15 protein-coding genes are annotated in these 14902 nt (G+C 58.1%); 4 read left to right on the top strand and 11 right to left on the bottom strand.

Annotated features, from left to right (window positions below):
* Nucleotides 1-46: 46 nt before the first annotated feature.
* Complete coding sequence (locus D7S44_RS20530; RefSeq protein WP_120458049.1) at nt 47-1036, top strand: sulfate ABC transporter substrate-binding protein; 990 nt, start codon at nt 47-49, stop codon at nt 1034-1036.
* A gap of 114 nt (nt 1037-1150) precedes the next feature.
* Entirely contained in the window at nt 1151-1909 is a 759-nt protein-coding gene (locus tag D7S44_RS20525; protein WP_120458047.1) for a CDP-diacylglycerol diphosphatase, read from the top strand.
* A 40-nt stretch (nt 1910-1949) separates the two neighbouring features.
* On the opposite strand, the gene tpiA is transcribed toward D7S44_RS20525, so the two are convergent.
* The 3 genes from tpiA to fpr all read right to left on the bottom strand — a co-directional run bounded on the left by tpiA (nt 1950) and on the right by fpr (nt 4291).
* Nucleotides 1950-2717 (bottom strand): triose-phosphate isomerase, encoded by a 768-nt coding sequence (gene tpiA, locus D7S44_RS20520; RefSeq protein WP_120458045.1) that lies wholly within the window; start codon nt 2715-2717, stop codon nt 1950-1952.
* Nucleotides 2718-2800: 83 nt separating this feature from the next.
* Complete coding sequence (locus tag D7S44_RS20515) at nt 2801-3427, bottom strand: DUF1454 family protein (RefSeq protein ID WP_120458044.1); 627 nt, start codon at nt 3425-3427, stop codon at nt 2801-2803.
* Nucleotides 3428-3544: 117 nt separating this feature from the next.
* Nucleotides 3545-4291 (bottom strand): ferredoxin--NADP(+) reductase, encoded by a 747-nt coding sequence (gene fpr, locus D7S44_RS20510; RefSeq protein ID WP_120458154.1) that lies wholly within the window; start codon nt 4289-4291, stop codon nt 3545-3547.
* Nucleotides 4292-4580: 289 nt separating this feature from the next.
* On the opposite strand from fpr, the gene emrD reads away from it, so the two are divergent.
* Nucleotides 4581-5771 (top strand): multidrug efflux MFS transporter EmrD, encoded by a 1191-nt coding sequence (gene emrD, locus D7S44_RS20505; protein ID WP_167456982.1) that lies wholly within the window; start codon nt 4581-4583, stop codon nt 5769-5771.
* Here emrD and glpX read toward each other — a convergent pair.
* From glpX to D7S44_RS20490, 3 genes are all read right to left on the bottom strand, one after another.
* A complete protein-coding gene (gene glpX / locus D7S44_RS20500; RefSeq protein WP_120458040.1) occupies nt 5761-6771 on the bottom strand; it encodes a class II fructose-bisphosphatase in 1011 nt (336 codons plus the stop codon). The genes emrD and glpX overlap by 11 nt on opposite strands.
* 156 nt (nt 6772-6927) lie before the next feature.
* Nucleotides 6928-8445, bottom strand: coding sequence for a glycerol kinase GlpK (gene glpK, locus D7S44_RS20495; RefSeq protein ID WP_120458038.1), 1518 nt, complete (start codon nt 8443-8445; stop codon nt 6928-6930).
* A 27-nt stretch (nt 8446-8472) separates the two neighbouring features.
* A complete protein-coding gene (locus D7S44_RS20490; RefSeq protein ID WP_120458036.1) occupies nt 8473-9321 on the bottom strand; it encodes an MIP/aquaporin family protein in 849 nt (282 codons plus the stop codon).
* Nucleotides 9322-9740: 419 nt separating this feature from the next.
* On the opposite strand from D7S44_RS20490, the gene zapB reads away from it, so the two are divergent.
* A complete protein-coding gene (zapB, locus tag D7S44_RS20485; protein WP_120458034.1) occupies nt 9741-9980 on the top strand; it encodes a cell division protein ZapB in 240 nt (79 codons plus the stop codon).
* Between the two features lie 55 nt (nt 9981-10035).
* On the opposite strand, the gene rraA is transcribed toward zapB, so the two are convergent.
* The 5 genes from rraA to cytR all read right to left on the bottom strand — a co-directional run bounded on the left by rraA (nt 10036) and on the right by cytR (nt 14785).
* Complete coding sequence (gene rraA, locus D7S44_RS20480) at nt 10036-10521, bottom strand: ribonuclease E activity regulator RraA (protein WP_120458032.1); 486 nt, start codon at nt 10519-10521, stop codon at nt 10036-10038.
* Between the two features lie 160 nt (nt 10522-10681).
* The gene (gene hslU / locus D7S44_RS20475) at nt 10682-12013 is read right to left on the bottom strand and encodes an ATP-dependent protease ATPase subunit HslU (protein WP_120458030.1); all 1332 of its coding nucleotides are present in this window, start codon (nt 12011-12013) and stop codon (nt 10682-10684) included.
* A gap of 9 nt (nt 12014-12022) precedes the next feature.
* Entirely contained in the window at nt 12023-12553 is a 531-nt protein-coding gene (gene hslV, locus D7S44_RS20470) for an ATP-dependent protease subunit HslV (protein ID WP_120458028.1), read from the bottom strand.
* Nucleotides 12554-12643: 90 nt separating this feature from the next.
* The gene (gene ftsN / locus D7S44_RS20465) at nt 12644-13594 is read right to left on the bottom strand and encodes a cell division protein FtsN (RefSeq protein ID WP_120458027.1); all 951 of its coding nucleotides are present in this window, start codon (nt 13592-13594) and stop codon (nt 12644-12646) included.
* 153 nt (nt 13595-13747) lie between these two features.
* Nucleotides 13748-14785, bottom strand: a complete 1038-nt coding sequence (cytR, locus tag D7S44_RS20460) for a DNA-binding transcriptional regulator CytR (RefSeq protein ID WP_120458025.1) — start codon at nt 14783-14785, stop codon at nt 13748-13750.
* Between the last annotated feature and the right edge of the window lie 117 nt (nt 14786-14902).

Here is a 14902-nt window from a genome sequence, read left to right as displayed (position 1 = left end):
TGGTTTATGTCACGCTACCGGCCAGATGACATCGGGAGCGTGCATAATGAAAAAGTGGAGTATTGGAATTACCCTTCTGCTGGCCTCTGCCAGCGTTCTGGCAAAGGATTACCAGCTGCTAAACGTCTCTTACGATCCGACGCGCGAGCTGTACGAGCAGTACAATAAAGCCTTCGCCGCGCACTATAAGCAAGAAACCGGCGATAACGTCGTGATCCGCCAGTCCCACGGCGGCTCAGGCAAACAGGCGACTTCCGTAATTAACGGCATTCGCGCCGATGTCGTTACGCTGGCGCTGCAATCCGACGTCGATGCCATCGCCGAACGCGGCCGTATCGATAAGAACTGGATCAAACGTCTGCCGGACAACTCCGCACCTTACACCTCCACCATTGTCTTCCTGGTGCGTAAAGGCAATCCGAAAGGTATCCATGACTGGCCGGATTTGATCAAACCAGGCGTTTCAGTCATCACACCGAACCCGAAAACCTCAGGCGGCGCGCGCTGGAACTATCTGGCTGCATGGGGCTGGGCGCTGGATCAAAACAACGGCGATCAGGCGAAAGCGCTGGCTTACGTAAAAGCGCTGTTTAAAAACGTCGAGGTTCAGGACTCCGGTGCGCGCGGCGCAACTAACACCTTCGTGGAACGCGGCATCGGCGACGTGCTGATCGCCTGGGAAAACGAAGCTTACCTGGCGGTCGATAAACTGGGTAAAGACAAATTTGAAATCGTCACGCCGAGCGAATCTATTCTGGCCGAGCCGACCGTTTCCGTAGTCGATAAGGTGGTAGACGGGCAGGGCACGCGCAAAGTTGCAGAGGCCTACCTGAAGTATCTCTACTCGCCGGAAGGCCAGACCATTGCGGCGCAGAACTTCTATCGTCCGCGCGATGCGGAAGTCGCGAAAAAATTCGCCAGCACCTTCGCGCCGGTGAAGCTGTTCACCATCGACAATAAGTTCGGCGGCTGGACGCAGGCGCAGAAAACGCACTTCGCCGATGGCGGCACCTACGATCAGGTGATGAAGCCTTAACCGTACAAATGCAGGGAAAAGGGCCAGCCAGCAAGCTGGCCCTTTTTATTTGTGCGTGACATTCGGCGGCGGCCAGGCGAGGATTCGGGCAAAAGCTGAAAGAGGAACCTTGCTATGCGGGAACGTCGCCGTGCGCTGGGCCTGATTGCACTGCTGCTGTTGATCCTTATAAGCGGTTTAGCGATCGCCGCTCTCCACCTGCATAAAAACAGCGATGCGCTGTGGCAGATCGTCAGCGAAAAATGCGAGCCGAATCAGCGCGCAACGGGCAGCCCCGCGCCCTGCCAGCGCGTCGCGCTCGATCAGGGCTATGCGCTGCTAAAAGATCTGAACGGCCCGCTGCAGTATCTGCTGATCCCGCTGGCGAAAATCACCGGCATGGAGAGCCCGGCGCTGCTGGATCCCGCCACGCCCAACTTTTTCGCTTTCGCCTGGCAGTCGCGCGCGCAGCTGGCGGCGCGGCGCGGCGCGCCCATCGCGGACAGCGCGCTGTCGCTGGCGATTAACGCTCAGTATGGCCGCACCCAGAATCAGCTGCATATTCATATTTCCTGCCTGCGTCCCGATGTGCGCCGCACGCTGAACAGTCTTGCGCCCGTGCTATCCAGGCGCTGGCAAACGGAAAGGCTGCGTCAGCATGATTACCGGATACGCGCGCTAACGCTGCCGGAGCTGACGCAGCAGAGCCTGTTTATCCGCGTGGCGAATGAAATCCCTGACGCGCGCAGCGAAATGGGAAAATATGGTCTGGCGCTGGCGGCGCTACCTGACGGGCGTCTGGCGCTGATGGCGCTTGAGCGCAACTGGCTGTTGCTAAACCGGGGATCGGCGGAGGAGTTGCAGGACCATAGCTGCGAGATTTTACGGCAATAAAAAAGGCGGCCTGCAGGCCGCCTTTTTTACTTAGCTGACATTACGCTTTTTTCGCTTCTGCCGCAGCTTTAACGATAACAGCGAAGGCATCAGCCTTCAGTGAGGCGCCGCCTACCAGCGCGCCGTCGATATCCGGCTGGGTGAAGAGTTCAGCCGCGTTCTTGTCGTTAACGGAACCGCCGTACTGAATGATAACCTGCTCGGCGACCGCAGCGTCTTTCTTCGCGATGTGCTGGCGGATGAATTTGTGTACTGCCTGCGCCTGCGCCGGGGTGGCTGATTTGCCTGTGCCGATAGCCCAGACCGGCTCGTAGGCGATGACAACGCCGTTAAAGGCTTCAGCGCCCTGCGTTTCCAGTACCGCGTCGATCTGACGTGCGCACACTTCTTCAGTCTGGCCCGCTTCGTTTTCCGCTTCGGTTTCACCAATGCACAGCACCGGCACCAGGCCAGCCGCTTTCAGCACGGCGAACTTCTTCGCGATGAACTCGTCGCTCTCTTTGTGGTAAGTACGACGCTCAGAGTGACCGATAATGATATATTTCGCGCCGATGTCTTTCAGCATTTCCGCGGAGGTTTCGCCGGTAAAAGCGCCGGACAGGTTCACGTCGACGTTCTGCGCGCCCAGGGCAATATGGCTGCCGGAGATGGCATGTTTCGCCTGGTCGAGATAGATAGCCGGTGGTGCGATCGCGACGCCGCAGCCGTCAACGCCGGAAAGCGCTTTGCGCAGGCCTTCGATCAGCTCGCCCGTCATCTGCTTGCTGCCATTCAGTTTCCAGTTACCCATAACCAATGGATGTCGCATTCTATCCTCCGCGTTACGCGATTCATTAAATTGCACTGCCGTCAGGCAGCGTAGACTGCCAGACAGTATAGAGATCTCTCAGGTCAATGGCTTTGCTTTTCGTCATTTTTGCCGCCCTGATCGGCAGGCGGCAGCGTGAGTTTTATCGGCTCAATGGCGAAGGTCAGCCCCTTGTCGCCATTGTCCGCTACGACGAAACGCAGCGCGCCTTCGGTGCGGGAAAAATAGCGTGCGCCTTTGCCCTCGCTCAGTAGCGCGTTCAGCTTTTGTCGCGCCTCATCGGGTGACAGACCGGAAACAAAAAAGCGCAGCAACGCGGTCATATAAGCCATCGCTTTCTCCTGCGAGGCTTTCTGATCCGGTCCTGGCACCGGCAGCCAGGTCAGCTGGAGCGTTTTCACTTTCCCGGTACCCTGTTCCAGCGCGGTGGAGGCGTAAAGCGTTTCGCTGATTTTACTCGCCGCGCGCGTCAGATGGCTGCTGTCGTTTTTATTGTCGATGGCGCGATACTCCATCAGCGGCAGATCGGCGTTGGCGGCGTTATACCTTTCGCGGAACTGGCCGATGGTCATATCAAAGGTAGGCGCGCCCGCCAGCAAATAGGGTGCGGCAGGCACGGATTCGCTACGCTCGCTCAGCGGGAGATCGGCAGCGAATGCCGAGGCCGTAAGCGCAAGACTCAGCAACAATGCGCCAGGCAAATTCTTCATTTCATAGGCTCTACCAGTAAACTTAGTGCCAAATTAGAACGGTTTTTGGCTGCGAAAGTCAAAAGCACGACGGGCAAAATTTGCCCTGAGATAAGATTTACCGCATCGCAGCACAGCTTACCAGTAGTGCTCACTGGTGATATGACCCGGTTTACGCTTCAGATGCTTGCGCATGTCGCGCGTCTCTTTCAGCAACTGCTGGGTATCGCGCACCATCTGTGGGTTGCCGCACAGCATAATATGACCCGATTCCGGCTCTATCGTCAGACCCACCGCGCGCTCCAGTTCGCCGCTCTCTATCAGCGCCGGCACGCGGCCGGTCAGCGAGCCGGTGGCGTTTTCACGGCTTACCACCGTCTGAATACGCAGCTTGCCGTTATAGATCTGCTGCAGCGACTGCATCAGCGGCAGGTAGCTGAGATCCGCGGCGTAGCGCACCGCGTGCACCAGCACGATATGGTCGAAGCGATCCAGGCCTTCGCCCTGTTGCAGTATAGAGAGATAGGGGCCGATCGCCGTACCGGTAGCCAGCATCCATAAGGTTTTGCACGGCGGGATCTCATCCAGTACAAAAAAGCCGGCGGCCTCCTTTGTCACCATCACATTGTCGCCTGGCTTAAGCGCCTGCAGACGCGGGCTCAGTTTGCCCTCCGGCACGGTAACCAGATAGAACTCCAGCAGCGGATCGCTGGGCGCGTTAACGTAAGAGTAAGCGCGCTGCACGCGTTCGCCGTCTATCTCCAGCGCCAGCTTAGCGAACTGTCCGGCGGTGAAAGTATCGATCGGTGCATGCACCCGCAGGCTGAACAGCGCATCTGTCCAGTTTTTCACTTCCTTTACTTGCGCATTGACCCATTCGGCCATCATTACTCTCCTGGTCGTTGATTTTTCAGGCACAGTGATATCATCGCGGCTGCACGGCGGATTTTCCACCCGCGCGCCGGTTTTTAGGCTCTAATCGACAAATGCACCGCACGCCTCAACACGCCGTTGCCCCGGGTTGACAGGGTGGTACGAAAACTTGACGCACCTTCTTCGGCCGCTTTATGCCCGCCTCTCGATTTGTCACGTAATCCTGATATTTTGCCCGTCATTATCTCAATGCAGCGCGTTTTGCTGCTGAATTAACCTTATTTCCCAGACCGAGATGTCGATGAAGAAGATGGAAAATCGGCCGCTGCTGCTGATGTTGATTTTAATGCTGGCGGTTGGGCAGATGGCGCAAACTATCTATGTACCGGCGATGGCTGACATGGCGGACGCGCTTAACGTGCATAACGGCACAATGCAGCGCGTCATGGCGGCCTATCTGATGACCTATGGCGGATCGCAGCTGATCTATGGCCCGCTTTCCGACAGCATCGGACGCCGTCCGGTGATCCTCGCTGGAATGACGATCTTTATGATCGGTGCCGTGACTTCTATGCTGGCGCCGTCGCTGAACGTGCTGGTACTGGGCAGCGCCATCCAGGGACTGGGCACCGGCGTGGCAGGCGTTATGGCGCGCACCATGCCGCGCGACCTCTATGCGGGCGTTGCGCTGCGTCAGGCTAACAGCCTGCTCAATATGGGGCTGCTGGTCAGCCCGCTGCTCGCGCCGGTCATCGGCGCGCTGCTGACGAAGCTGTTCGGCTGGCACGCCTGTTTCGCCTTTTTACTGCTGCTCTGCGTCACGGTAACGGGCGCGATGGCGCGCTGGCTGCCGGAAACGCGGCCGCAAGGCGGCGACGTAACGCCCTTTTTCCGCCGCTACCAGCGTCTGCTGAGCGACGCCAGCTTCGTGCGCTTTATTCTGCTGCTCATCGGCGCGCTGGCGGGGATTGCGGTATTCGAAGCGAGCTGTGGCGTGCTGCTGGGCGGGGTGCTTGGACTGGATGCGTTCACCGTCAGTATTCTGTTTATTCTGCCTATTCCCGCCGCCTTTTTCGGCGCGTGGTTTGCCGGACGCGAGGCGCGTTCATGGCACAGCCTGATGTGGATCGGCGTCAACAGCTGTCTGCTGGCCGGAGCGCTGATGTGGATCCCGGCGTGGTTCGGCGTAATGAATATCTGGACGCTGCTGGTGCCCGCTGCGCTCTTCTTCTTCGGCGCGGGCATGCTGTTTCCGCTGGCGACCTCAGGCGCGATGGAGCCCTACGCATGGCTGGCTGGCAGCGCTGGCGCGCTGATTGGCGGTTTGCAGAATCTGGGCTCGGGCGTGGTGGCGTGGGCGTCCGCGCTGCTGCCGCAGCGCGACCAGTTCAGCCTGGGTATGCTGATGTTCGCTACCGCGCTGGTGATGCTGCTCTGCTGGCTGCCGCTGTCGCGGCAGCCGGAGAGTCAAAGCGGCACGGTTACAGGATAAAAGGGTGCAGCGCCGCGTCTTTGCGATCCAGATAGTGGATCGACTGGATGCGGCGGATAGTACGCGATTTACCGCGAATCAGCAGCGTTTCGCTGGTGGCGATATTGCCCTGACGCGTAATACCTTTCAGCAGGTCGCCGCTGGTAATGCCGGTGGCGGCGAAGATAACGTTATCGTTGCGCGCCATACGCGCCAGCGGTAACACCTCGCCCGCCTTAATTCCCATCTCGTCGCAGCGCGCCAGCTCCTGCTCGCCGATGCGGCGATTCTCTTCGCTCTCGCCTTTGACCTGATGACGTGGCAGCAGGCGGCCCTGCATATCGCCATCCAGCGCGCGTATCACCGCCGCTGATACCACGCCCTCCGGCGCACCGCCGATGCCGTAGAGCACGTCGACTTCACTGTCAGGCATACAGGTGAGAATAGAGGCCGCCACGTCGCCGTCCGGGAACGCAAACACGCGTACGCCAAGCTGTTGTAGCTGCGCGATGATCGCGTCGTGGCGCGGTTTCGCCAGAATAGAAACCGTCAGCTGCGCCAGTGGTTTATCCAGCGCCGTCGCGATATTACGCAGATTGGTCTCCAGCGGCAGGTTGAGATCGATATGACCACGCGCCGCCGGGCCGACAATCAGCTTTTCCATATACATATCCGGCGCGTGCAGAAAACTGCCTTTGTCGCCGACCGCCAGCACCGCCAGTGCGTTGGCCTGGCCCATCGCAGTCATTCGCGTGCCTTCGATCGGGTCTACTGCGATATCTACCGCGTCGCCGCGACCGCTGCCGACCTTTTCACCGATATAGAGCATTGGCGCTTCATCGATTTCACCTTCGCCGATCACAATCTGGCCGTCGATATCGATGGTGTTCAGGACGTGTCGCATAGCATGGACAGCGGCGCCGTCGGCGCTGTTTTTGTCGCCGCGGCCCAGCCAGCGATAGCCAGCTAAGGCTGCCGCTTCGGTCACGCGGGAAAATTCTATGGCAAGTTCTCGTTTCATGGCCTGCACCTGATGAAAAAGGGCAGTGTAGCATAGCGGGGAAGGGCAAAAAAAAGCCCGCGACAGGGTCGCGGGCGCAGATCGCTCAGAGAGCGGGTCGGCGAAAGGCCGTGGTCAGCGAGTAAAACATCCCGCGTAAGGACGCGGGACGGTGCATTACTCGTCGTGTTCTTCCCACGCCTGCGCGCGAGCCACAGCTTTTCTCCAGCCGGCGTAACGGAAGTTGCGCTCGGTGGTCTCGATGCTTGGGCGGAATTCGCGTTCGATCACGGCTTTGGCGCGGACCTCTTCCAGGTCGCCCCAGAAGCCTACTGCCAGACCCGCCAGATAGGCGGCGCCCAGCGCGGTGACTTCGCGCACTTCCGGACGCTCAACGCGCGTGCCGAGAATGTCGGACTGGAACTGCATCAGGAAGTTGTTCGCTACCGCGCCGCCATCCACGCGCAGCGACTGCAGGCGTGTATTGGCGTCGTTCTGCATCGCTTCCAGCACGTCGCGCGTCTGATAGGCGATAGACTCCAGCGTGGCGCGAATAATGTGGTTAGCATTCGCGCCGCGCGTCAGACCGAAAATCGCGCCGCGTGCATAGGGATCCCAGTAAGGCGCGCCCAGACCGGTAAAGGCGGGCACCATATAGACGCCGTTGGTATCTTTAACCTTAAGAGCGAAGTATTCAGAATCGGTGGAGTCGCTGATCAGTTTCATCTCGTCACGCAGCCACTGAATAGAGGCGCCGCCGATAAACACGGCGCCTTCCAGCGCATAGTTCACTTCGCCGCGCGGGCCGCAGGCGATGGTGGTCAGCAGACCGTGCGATGACGTTACCGCTTCGGTGCCGGTGTTCATCAGCATAAAGCAGCCGGTGCCGTAGGTGTTTTTCGCCATGCCCGGTTGAACGCAGAGCTGGCCGTAGAGCGCCGCCTGCTGGTCGCCTGCGATACCAGCGATAGGAATACGCGTACCGCCTTTACCGCCGATGTTGGTCTGGCCGTAAACTTCTGAAGAGCCTTTCACTTCCGGCAGTATTTCACGCGGAATGTCGAGGATCTCCAGCATACGCTGATCCCATTCCAGCTTGTGAATGTTGTACATCATGGTACGTGAGGCGTTAGTGTGATCGGTAATATGCACGCGGCCCTGGGTCATTTTCCACACCAGCCAGGTATCCACGGTGCCGAACAGCAGCTCGCCGCGCTTCGCGCGTTCACGCGCGCCTTCTACATGGTCGAGGATCCATTTAACCTTGGTGCCGGAGAAGTAGGGGTTAATCACCAGACCCGTGGTGTGCTGGATATACTCTTCCAGACCCTCTTTTTTCAGCTTATTGCAGTAGTCCGCGGTGCGCGGATCCTGCCATACGATAGCGTTATAGATCGGCTTGCCGGTCTCTTTGTCCCAGACGATGGCGGTTTCACGCTGGTTAGTGATGCCGATTGCGGCGATCTCATCAGAACGGATGTCGGCGTGCGCCAGCACCTCTACCAGCGTAGAGCTTTGGGATGCCCAGATATCCATCGGGTCATGTTCAACCCAGCCGGCTTTAGGATAGATCTGGGTAAATTCACGCTGCGATACCGCAACGATATTGGCGTCATGATCCAGCACGACGGCGCGTGAGCTGGTGGTGCCCTGGTCGAGCGCAACAATATATTTTTTATCAGTAGTCGTCGTCATAATGCATTCCCGATGAAAAGGTGAAACTTACGCTTTACGCTGCTCAGCGCGTGCGACCGGTTTTTCTGTTTTGCTGCTGGCCACTACTGCGCCCGGCAGATGGCGACCAATCAGTGCGCGATAGGCGAAGGCGCCCAGACAGGCTCCCACTAACGGGCCAAAGATCGGTACCAGGAAGTAGGGGATATCTTTACCGCCCGTGAAGGCAACGTTACCCCAACCTGCGAAGAAGGCGAACAGCTTGGGTCCGAAATCACGCGCCGGGTTAAGGGCGAAGCCGGTCAGCGGGCCCATGGAACCGCCGATAACGGCTACCAGCAGACCGATTAACAGTGGCGCCAGCGGACCGCGAGGTACGCCGTTGCCATCGTCTGTCAGCGCCATGATGACTGCCATTAATACCGCCGTAATCACCATTTCAACCAGGAACGCCTGTCCCACGCTGATATGCGGGTTAGGGTAGGTTGAGAAGATACCGGCGAGATCCAGGCTCTGAACCGTGCCGCGCACCATCTGGTGGCTTTGCTCGTAATCGAAAAACAGATTGTAATAAAGGCCGTAAACCAGCGCGGCTGCGCAGAATGCACCTGCAACCTGCGCCAGAATATAGGGCACCACCTTACGTCCTTCAAAGTTGGCGAACAGACAAAGCGCCACCGTGACGGCAGGGTTAAGATGGGCGCCAGATACGCCGGCGGTAAGATAGACGGCCATGGAGACGGCGAGTCCCCAGACAATGCAGATTTCCCATTGTCCGAAAGCGGCACCAGCAACTTTCAACGCGGCCACGCAGCCTGCGCCAAAAAAGATAATTAAGCCGGTACCGATAAATTCGGCGATGCACTGCCCTTTCAGTGTGTTCGTTGTCTGACTCATAATGGTATTCCTGAAGCGAGGTTAAATTTTATCAGTTTTTGTTCTCAATCCATGAGCCACCCAGCTCTCTTGTAGGGCTGATGTGAATTTATCGTTAACGAGCATAAACGAGAAATAGCGAAATCTAAATCTGTGTGCTGAGTCAAAAAAATGCGCGTTTTCGCGCCTTTTGACTTTCATGAAACATCATTTCATCTCTTTAGCCGCTTCGTTTTTCGCCAGGCTCGCGTCTGGAGGTCAGGCTCCAGGCATAAGCCGAAAAATGTTACAGACTGCGCTCGCAACGCCCACGTCGCTGGACTTGCGCTGGCAGGCTACATACAATCGGAAACATTGTTGCTGGCCTGGCTGATACAGGGCGTCACGCGCTAAGGCTGGCATCATCAACGCCCTGCGAGAATTTAGGAGAGGTCAGAAAGATGTCATTTGAAGTATTCGAGAAACTGGAAGCGAAAGTACAGCAGGCGATTGATACCATCACCCTGCTGCAGATGGAAATCGAAGAGCTGAAAGAGCAGAACAACGCGCTGAGAAACGAAGCGCAACAGGCCGCGGGCAATCAGGACTCGCTGGTGCGTGAAAATCAGCAGCTAAAGGAAGAGCAGCATCTGTGGCAGGATCGCCTGCGTGCACTGCTGGGAAAAATGGAAGAGGTGTAAGCGCCTCAGTAGAATGAAAAACGGGAGCGACGCGCTCCCGTTTTCGTTTTTGACGCTACTCGATATCGAGCGGATCTTCAGAAAGGATAATGCCGGTATTGTCGGCATAGAGATGGTCGCCGGAGAAGAAGGTGACGCCGCCGAAGTTAACGCGCACATCGCTTTCCCCGATGCCTTCGCCCGCCGCACCCGCCGGAACAGCGGCAATCGCCTGAATGCCGATCTCCAGCTCCTCCAGGTCGTCTACCTGACGCACGGAGCCGTAAACCACCAGCCCTTCCCATTCATTTTCAACCGCCAGGCGAGCCAGCTGCGCATCGACCAGCGCGCGTCGCACCGAACCGCCGCCGTCAATCACCAGCACGCGGCCCCGACCGTTCTCTTCCAGCAAGTCGTAGAGCAGGCCGTTGTCTTCAAAACATTTCACTGTGGTTATCTGACCACCAAATGAGGTGCGGCCACCAAAGTTTGAAAAAAGTGGTTCAACAACGTTCACTTCTTCATGATAGATGTCGCAGAGTTCAGAGGTATCGTATTTCATGATGGGTTCATCTGTTTGCCACAGGAGCGGTAAGTATACCGCCAGTTGCGGATTGTTGGCAAAATCATCAGCGGAAAAAAAGGCGCTGCATCAGCAGCATGCAGAAAATAAAAGCCCGGCGCAGTGGCCGGGCTTTGCGCAAGCGCATTGAAAAACGGAATTACAGGATAAAGCGGCTGAGATCTTCGTCCGCTACCAGCTCATCCAGGTGCTTGCTGACATACTCTGCATCGATGGTGATGGAGTCGCCATGGCGATCGCTGGCGTCATAGGAGATATCTTCCATCAGACGCTCCAGCACAGTATGCAGACGACGCGCGCCGATATTTTCGGTCGTTTCGTTTACCTGCCATGCCGCTTCGGCGATGCGACGAATGCCGTCATCGGTGAACTCGACGTTAACGCCTTCGGTACCCATCAGCGCTTTGTACTGCACGGTCACAGAGGCGTTCGGCTCGGTAAGGATGCGCTCGAAGTCGTTCACGGTCAGCGCCTGCAGCTCAACGCGGATCGGCAGACGGCCCTGCAGTTCCGGGATCAGATCCGACGGGCTGGCGACCTGGAACGCGCCTGATGCGATAAACAGAATGTGATCGGTTTTCACCATGCCGTGTTTGGTCGAAACGGTGCAACCCTCCACCAGCGGCAGCAGATCGCGCTGTACACCTTCGCGAGACACGTCCGGGCCGGATGACTGGCCGCGCTTACAGATTTTGTCGATCTCGTCGATAAACACGATACCGTGCTGCTCTACCGCCTCGATGGCGTCCTGCTTCAGCTCTTCCGGATTAACCAGCTTCGCCGCTTCCTCTTCGATAAGCAGCTTCATCGCGTCTTTGATTTTCAGCTTACGCGGCTTCTGCTTCTGGCCGCCCAGATTCTGGAACATCGACTGAAGCTGGTTGGTCATCTCCTCCATGCCAGGAGGTGCCATGATCTCGACGCCGGCCGGAGCGGCCGCAAGGTCAATCTCAATCTCTTTGTCGTCCAGCTGGCCTTCGCGCAGCTTTTTGCGGAACGACTGGCGCGCAGCTGAAGGCTCGCTGCTCTGCTCCGGCTGGCCCCAGTTGTTCTTGGCCGGCGGGATCAGCACGTCGAGAATGCGCTCTTCTGCCATCTCTTCGGCACGGTATTTGTTCTTTTCAATCGCCTGACTGCGCACCATTTTTACCGCGGCGTCGGTCAGGTCGCGAATAATGGAGTCCACCTCTTTACCGACGTAGCCGACTTCGGTGAATTTCGTGGCTTCTACTTTAATGAAAGGCGCGTTGGCGAGTTTAGCCAGGCGACGGGCAATTTCGGTTTTACCGACGCCGGTCGGGCCGATCATCAGGATATTTTTCGGCGTCACTTCATGGCGCAGCTCTTCGTCGAGCTGCATACGACGCCAGCGGTTGCGCAGCGCGATAGCAACTGCACGTTTTGCGCCGTCCTGGCCGATAATAAAGCGATTCAGTTCGCTGACGATTTCGCGGGGAGTCATCTCAGACATGTTTAATCCTTACGCCCTGGCCGGCAGTTCTTCGAAGTTAACATTGTGGTTGGTGTAGATGCAGATGTCGCCCGCGATATCTAACGATTTCGCGACGATATCATGCGCGCTCAGCTCGGTATTCTCCAGCAGCGCACGCGCTGCCGCCTGAGCGAAGGGGCCACCGGAACCAATGGCGATCAGATCATTTTCTGGCTGGATAACGTCGCCGTTGCCGCTGATGATCAGCGAGGCGTTTTCATCGGCAACCGCCAGCAGCGCTTCAAGGCGACGCAGCATACGATCGGTACGCCAGTCTTTCGCCAGCTCAACGGCAGCTTTCACCAGGTGACCCTGATGCATTTCCAGTTTACGTTCGAAGAGTTCAAAGAGCGTGAAGGCATCTGCAGTGCCGCCAGCGAAACCGGCAATTACTTTATCGTTGTAAAGACGACGCACTTTTTTAACGTTGCCTTTCATAACGGTATTGCCGAGAGTTGCCTGGCCATCACCGCCGATCACGACTCGTCCGTTGCGTCGTACGCTTACTATTGTTGTCACGGGCAGACCCCTTGTTGCAGTAGAAAAAAAGCGCCGCGCGGCAAGGCGCGGCGCATCATGCAACCAGATATGGGGCGGGTTTGGCGGGTTTCAACCCCCGACCGCGAGCGGAATACAGTTTGAATGGCCGTTGCCGCGCAGCCGCTTCAGCGTGCTGTCGGCGCTGCTGCGATCTTTAAAGGGACCTATCACCACGCGGTTCCAGCCGCCGCCGGTAGTGATGCGGCTTTCGAACCCTTCAAACGCCAGACCGGCGCGAACCGATTCCGCCTGATCGGTGCCTTTGAACGAGCCGCACTGCACCATCCAGCGCTGCGAAGAGGCGGGTTTTTCCGCCGCTTTCTTCGCCGTCTCCTGCGCAGGCTCGCGCGTGACGGGAGCGGGCTGCTGCGTCTGCGTCTGACGCGGTTGCGGCGTTGGGCGCGCGCTCGGCTGCTGTGTCTGATGCGTGGTCTGCGGCTGATGCGCCGGCTGGCTCTGCTGCGTGGTTTGTGGCTGACGCGTCGGCTGGCTCTGCTGCGTAGTTTGCTGCGTCTGCTGCTGGCGCGACTGCATCTGAAGCTGCTGCTGGCGTTGCAGTGTCTGCTGCCGCTGCGCCGGGGTCTGTTCATTCCACGGCACTTCATTCAGCTGCGTCGGCGACTGACGCATATCCGCCTGCATCTGCTCCAGCAGCTGGCGCTGCTCGTCGGTAAGCTGCGTGTGCGACTGGATCTCGCCGCCTGCCGACGGCTCAGTCGGCGTCGGCACCGTGACCTGACGATTCTCCAGCTCTTTAATATATTTCCAGCGCTCTTCAGGCTTCGGCGGCAGACCGTTGCCGTTGGCTTTATGATCCGGGATCACTGGCACATCTTCTTTTTTATGATGCGCAAGGAACCATAAACCACCGGCAAAGGTCACCAGCACCGCGACGGCCAGCCCCACCATGAGTTTGGAAACACCTGAACCGCCTTTGCTTTTCTTTCCACGGCTGGTGTTGCTTTTTTTGCGACGCGTCCCTGTTGAACGCCCGCGGCTTACGTAATCTCTCTGTGCCACTCTCGTTCTGATACCCTTCAAAAAATCGTGCCAACGGGGCGAAAACGCCTTGAAAGACCGCCCGGCAAGGAGTCCGCCATGTTACTCAAGGGTTGGAACTTTGACCAGCAGTGTTCGCCTTAAGAATCTACTGAAAATAACTGAAAAGTGCGGCTATTTCTCGCGCTTCTTCTCAGGTGCCGTGCTGCCGCGCACGGTGAGTTCGGCGTCCAGCAGACGCGAACCGTTATTCACGCGCTTGCCCTGCAGCTCATCCAGCAGCAGCAGCATCGCCTCGCGCCCAATCTGATAGCGCGGCTGCGTCACGGTGGTCAGCGGCGGCTCGCAGTAGCGCGAAAGCTCAATATCATCGAAACCGACGATCGACAGATCCTGCGGCACGCGCAGTCCAAGGCGCTTCGCCTGATTCATCGCGCCGAGCGCCATCATATCGCTGTGGCAGAACAGCGCGCGCGGCGGTTGCGGGAGGGCCATCAGCTGTTTCAGCGCCTGCGCGCCCGCTTCAAAGCTGAAGTCGCCGCGGACAATATAAGTGGGGTCGACGGTCAGATTGCTGCGGCGCAGCGCCTGAATATAGCCCTGGGTGCGGTACTGGCACAGCGGCATCTCTTCCGGCCCGGCGATGCAGGCGATCTGGCGATGGCCCAGCTGCAGCAGATGATTGACCGCCTCAAAAGCGGCCGTCAGGTTGTCGATATGCACGGTGGGTAGCGCCATCTCCGGGGCGAACTCGTTTGCCATTACCATCGGCGGCAGATTGCGCTGCTCCTCGTTAACGGGATCGAACGGGATCCGCGAGCCGAGCAGCACCATACCGTCGATCTGGCGCGTCAGCAGCAGATCCAGAAAGGTCTTCTCCTGCTGGTTCTGGTGCGCGCAGTCGCCAATCAGCACCAGATAACCCTCCTGCGCCGCCGTCACTTCGACGCCGCGAATGATTTCGCTAAAGAAGGGATCGCAGATGTCAGGCACAATCACCAGAATCGTCTGCGTCTCGCCGCGGCGAGCGTTGCGCGCCAGCCCGTGCGACGCATAACCGACGGCTATCACCGCCTGTTCGACTTTTTGTCGCGTCGCCGCCGAGACTTTTTCAGGATTCATCAGCGCGCGCGAGACGGTTGCGGTTGAAACGCCCGCCTTCTCGGCCACATCTTTCATGGTGGCGGCGGACGCTTGAGGATTCTGCTCCAACACTCTACTCCTGACGCATTTAAAGGATAGTTGTGGCCGAAAAAAGCCACGCCGCGCACATTGTTAACGATTGCGCGGCTGGGTTGTTACTTAATTTGCATAAAAATTGTGACTTGT

Source organism: Pantoea piersonii, assembly GCF_003612015.1.
Lineage (GTDB): Bacteria > Pseudomonadota > Gammaproteobacteria > Enterobacterales > Enterobacteriaceae > Pantoea > Pantoea piersonii.
Note: the sequence above shows the minus strand (reverse complement) of the source record. Positions and strands in the feature narration are given on the sequence as shown.

Bases quoted from the DNA above. Each gene is read 5' to 3' on its own strand.
- D7S44_RS20530 (WP_120458049.1), top strand. From the start codon at position 47: ATGAAAAAGTGGAGTATTGGAATTACCCTTCTGCTGGCCTCTGCCAGC.
- D7S44_RS20525 (WP_120458047.1), top strand. From the start codon at position 1,151: ATGCGGGAACGTCGCCGTGCGCTGGGCCTGATTGCACTGCTGCTGTTG.
- tpiA (WP_120458045.1), bottom strand. From the start codon at position 2,717: ATGCGACATCCATTGGTTATGGGTAACTGGAAACTGAATGGCAGCAAG.
- D7S44_RS20515 (WP_120458044.1), bottom strand. From the start codon at position 3,427: ATGAAGAATTTGCCTGGCGCATTGTTGCTGAGTCTTGCGCTTACGGCC.
- fpr (WP_120458154.1), bottom strand. From the start codon at position 4,291: ATGGCCGAATGGGTCAATGCGCAAGTAAAGGAAGTGAAAAACTGGACA.
- emrD (WP_167456982.1), top strand. From the start codon at position 4,581: ATGAAGAAGATGGAAAATCGGCCGCTGCTGCTGATGTTGATTTTAATG.
- glpX (WP_120458040.1), bottom strand. From the start codon at position 6,771: ATGAAACGAGAACTTGCCATAGAATTTTCCCGCGTGACCGAAGCGGCA.
- glpK (WP_120458038.1), bottom strand. From the start codon at position 8,445: ATGACGACGACTACTGATAAAAAATATATTGTTGCGCTCGACCAGGGC.
- D7S44_RS20490 (WP_120458036.1), bottom strand. From the start codon at position 9,321: ATGAGTCAGACAACGAACACACTGAAAGGGCAGTGCATCGCCGAATTT.
- zapB (WP_120458034.1), top strand. From the start codon at position 9,741: ATGTCATTTGAAGTATTCGAGAAACTGGAAGCGAAAGTACAGCAGGCG.
- rraA (WP_120458032.1), bottom strand. From the start codon at position 10,521: ATGAAATACGATACCTCTGAACTCTGCGACATCTATCATGAAGAAGTG.
- hslU (WP_120458030.1), bottom strand. From the start codon at position 12,013: ATGTCTGAGATGACTCCCCGCGAAATCGTCAGCGAACTGAATCGCTTT.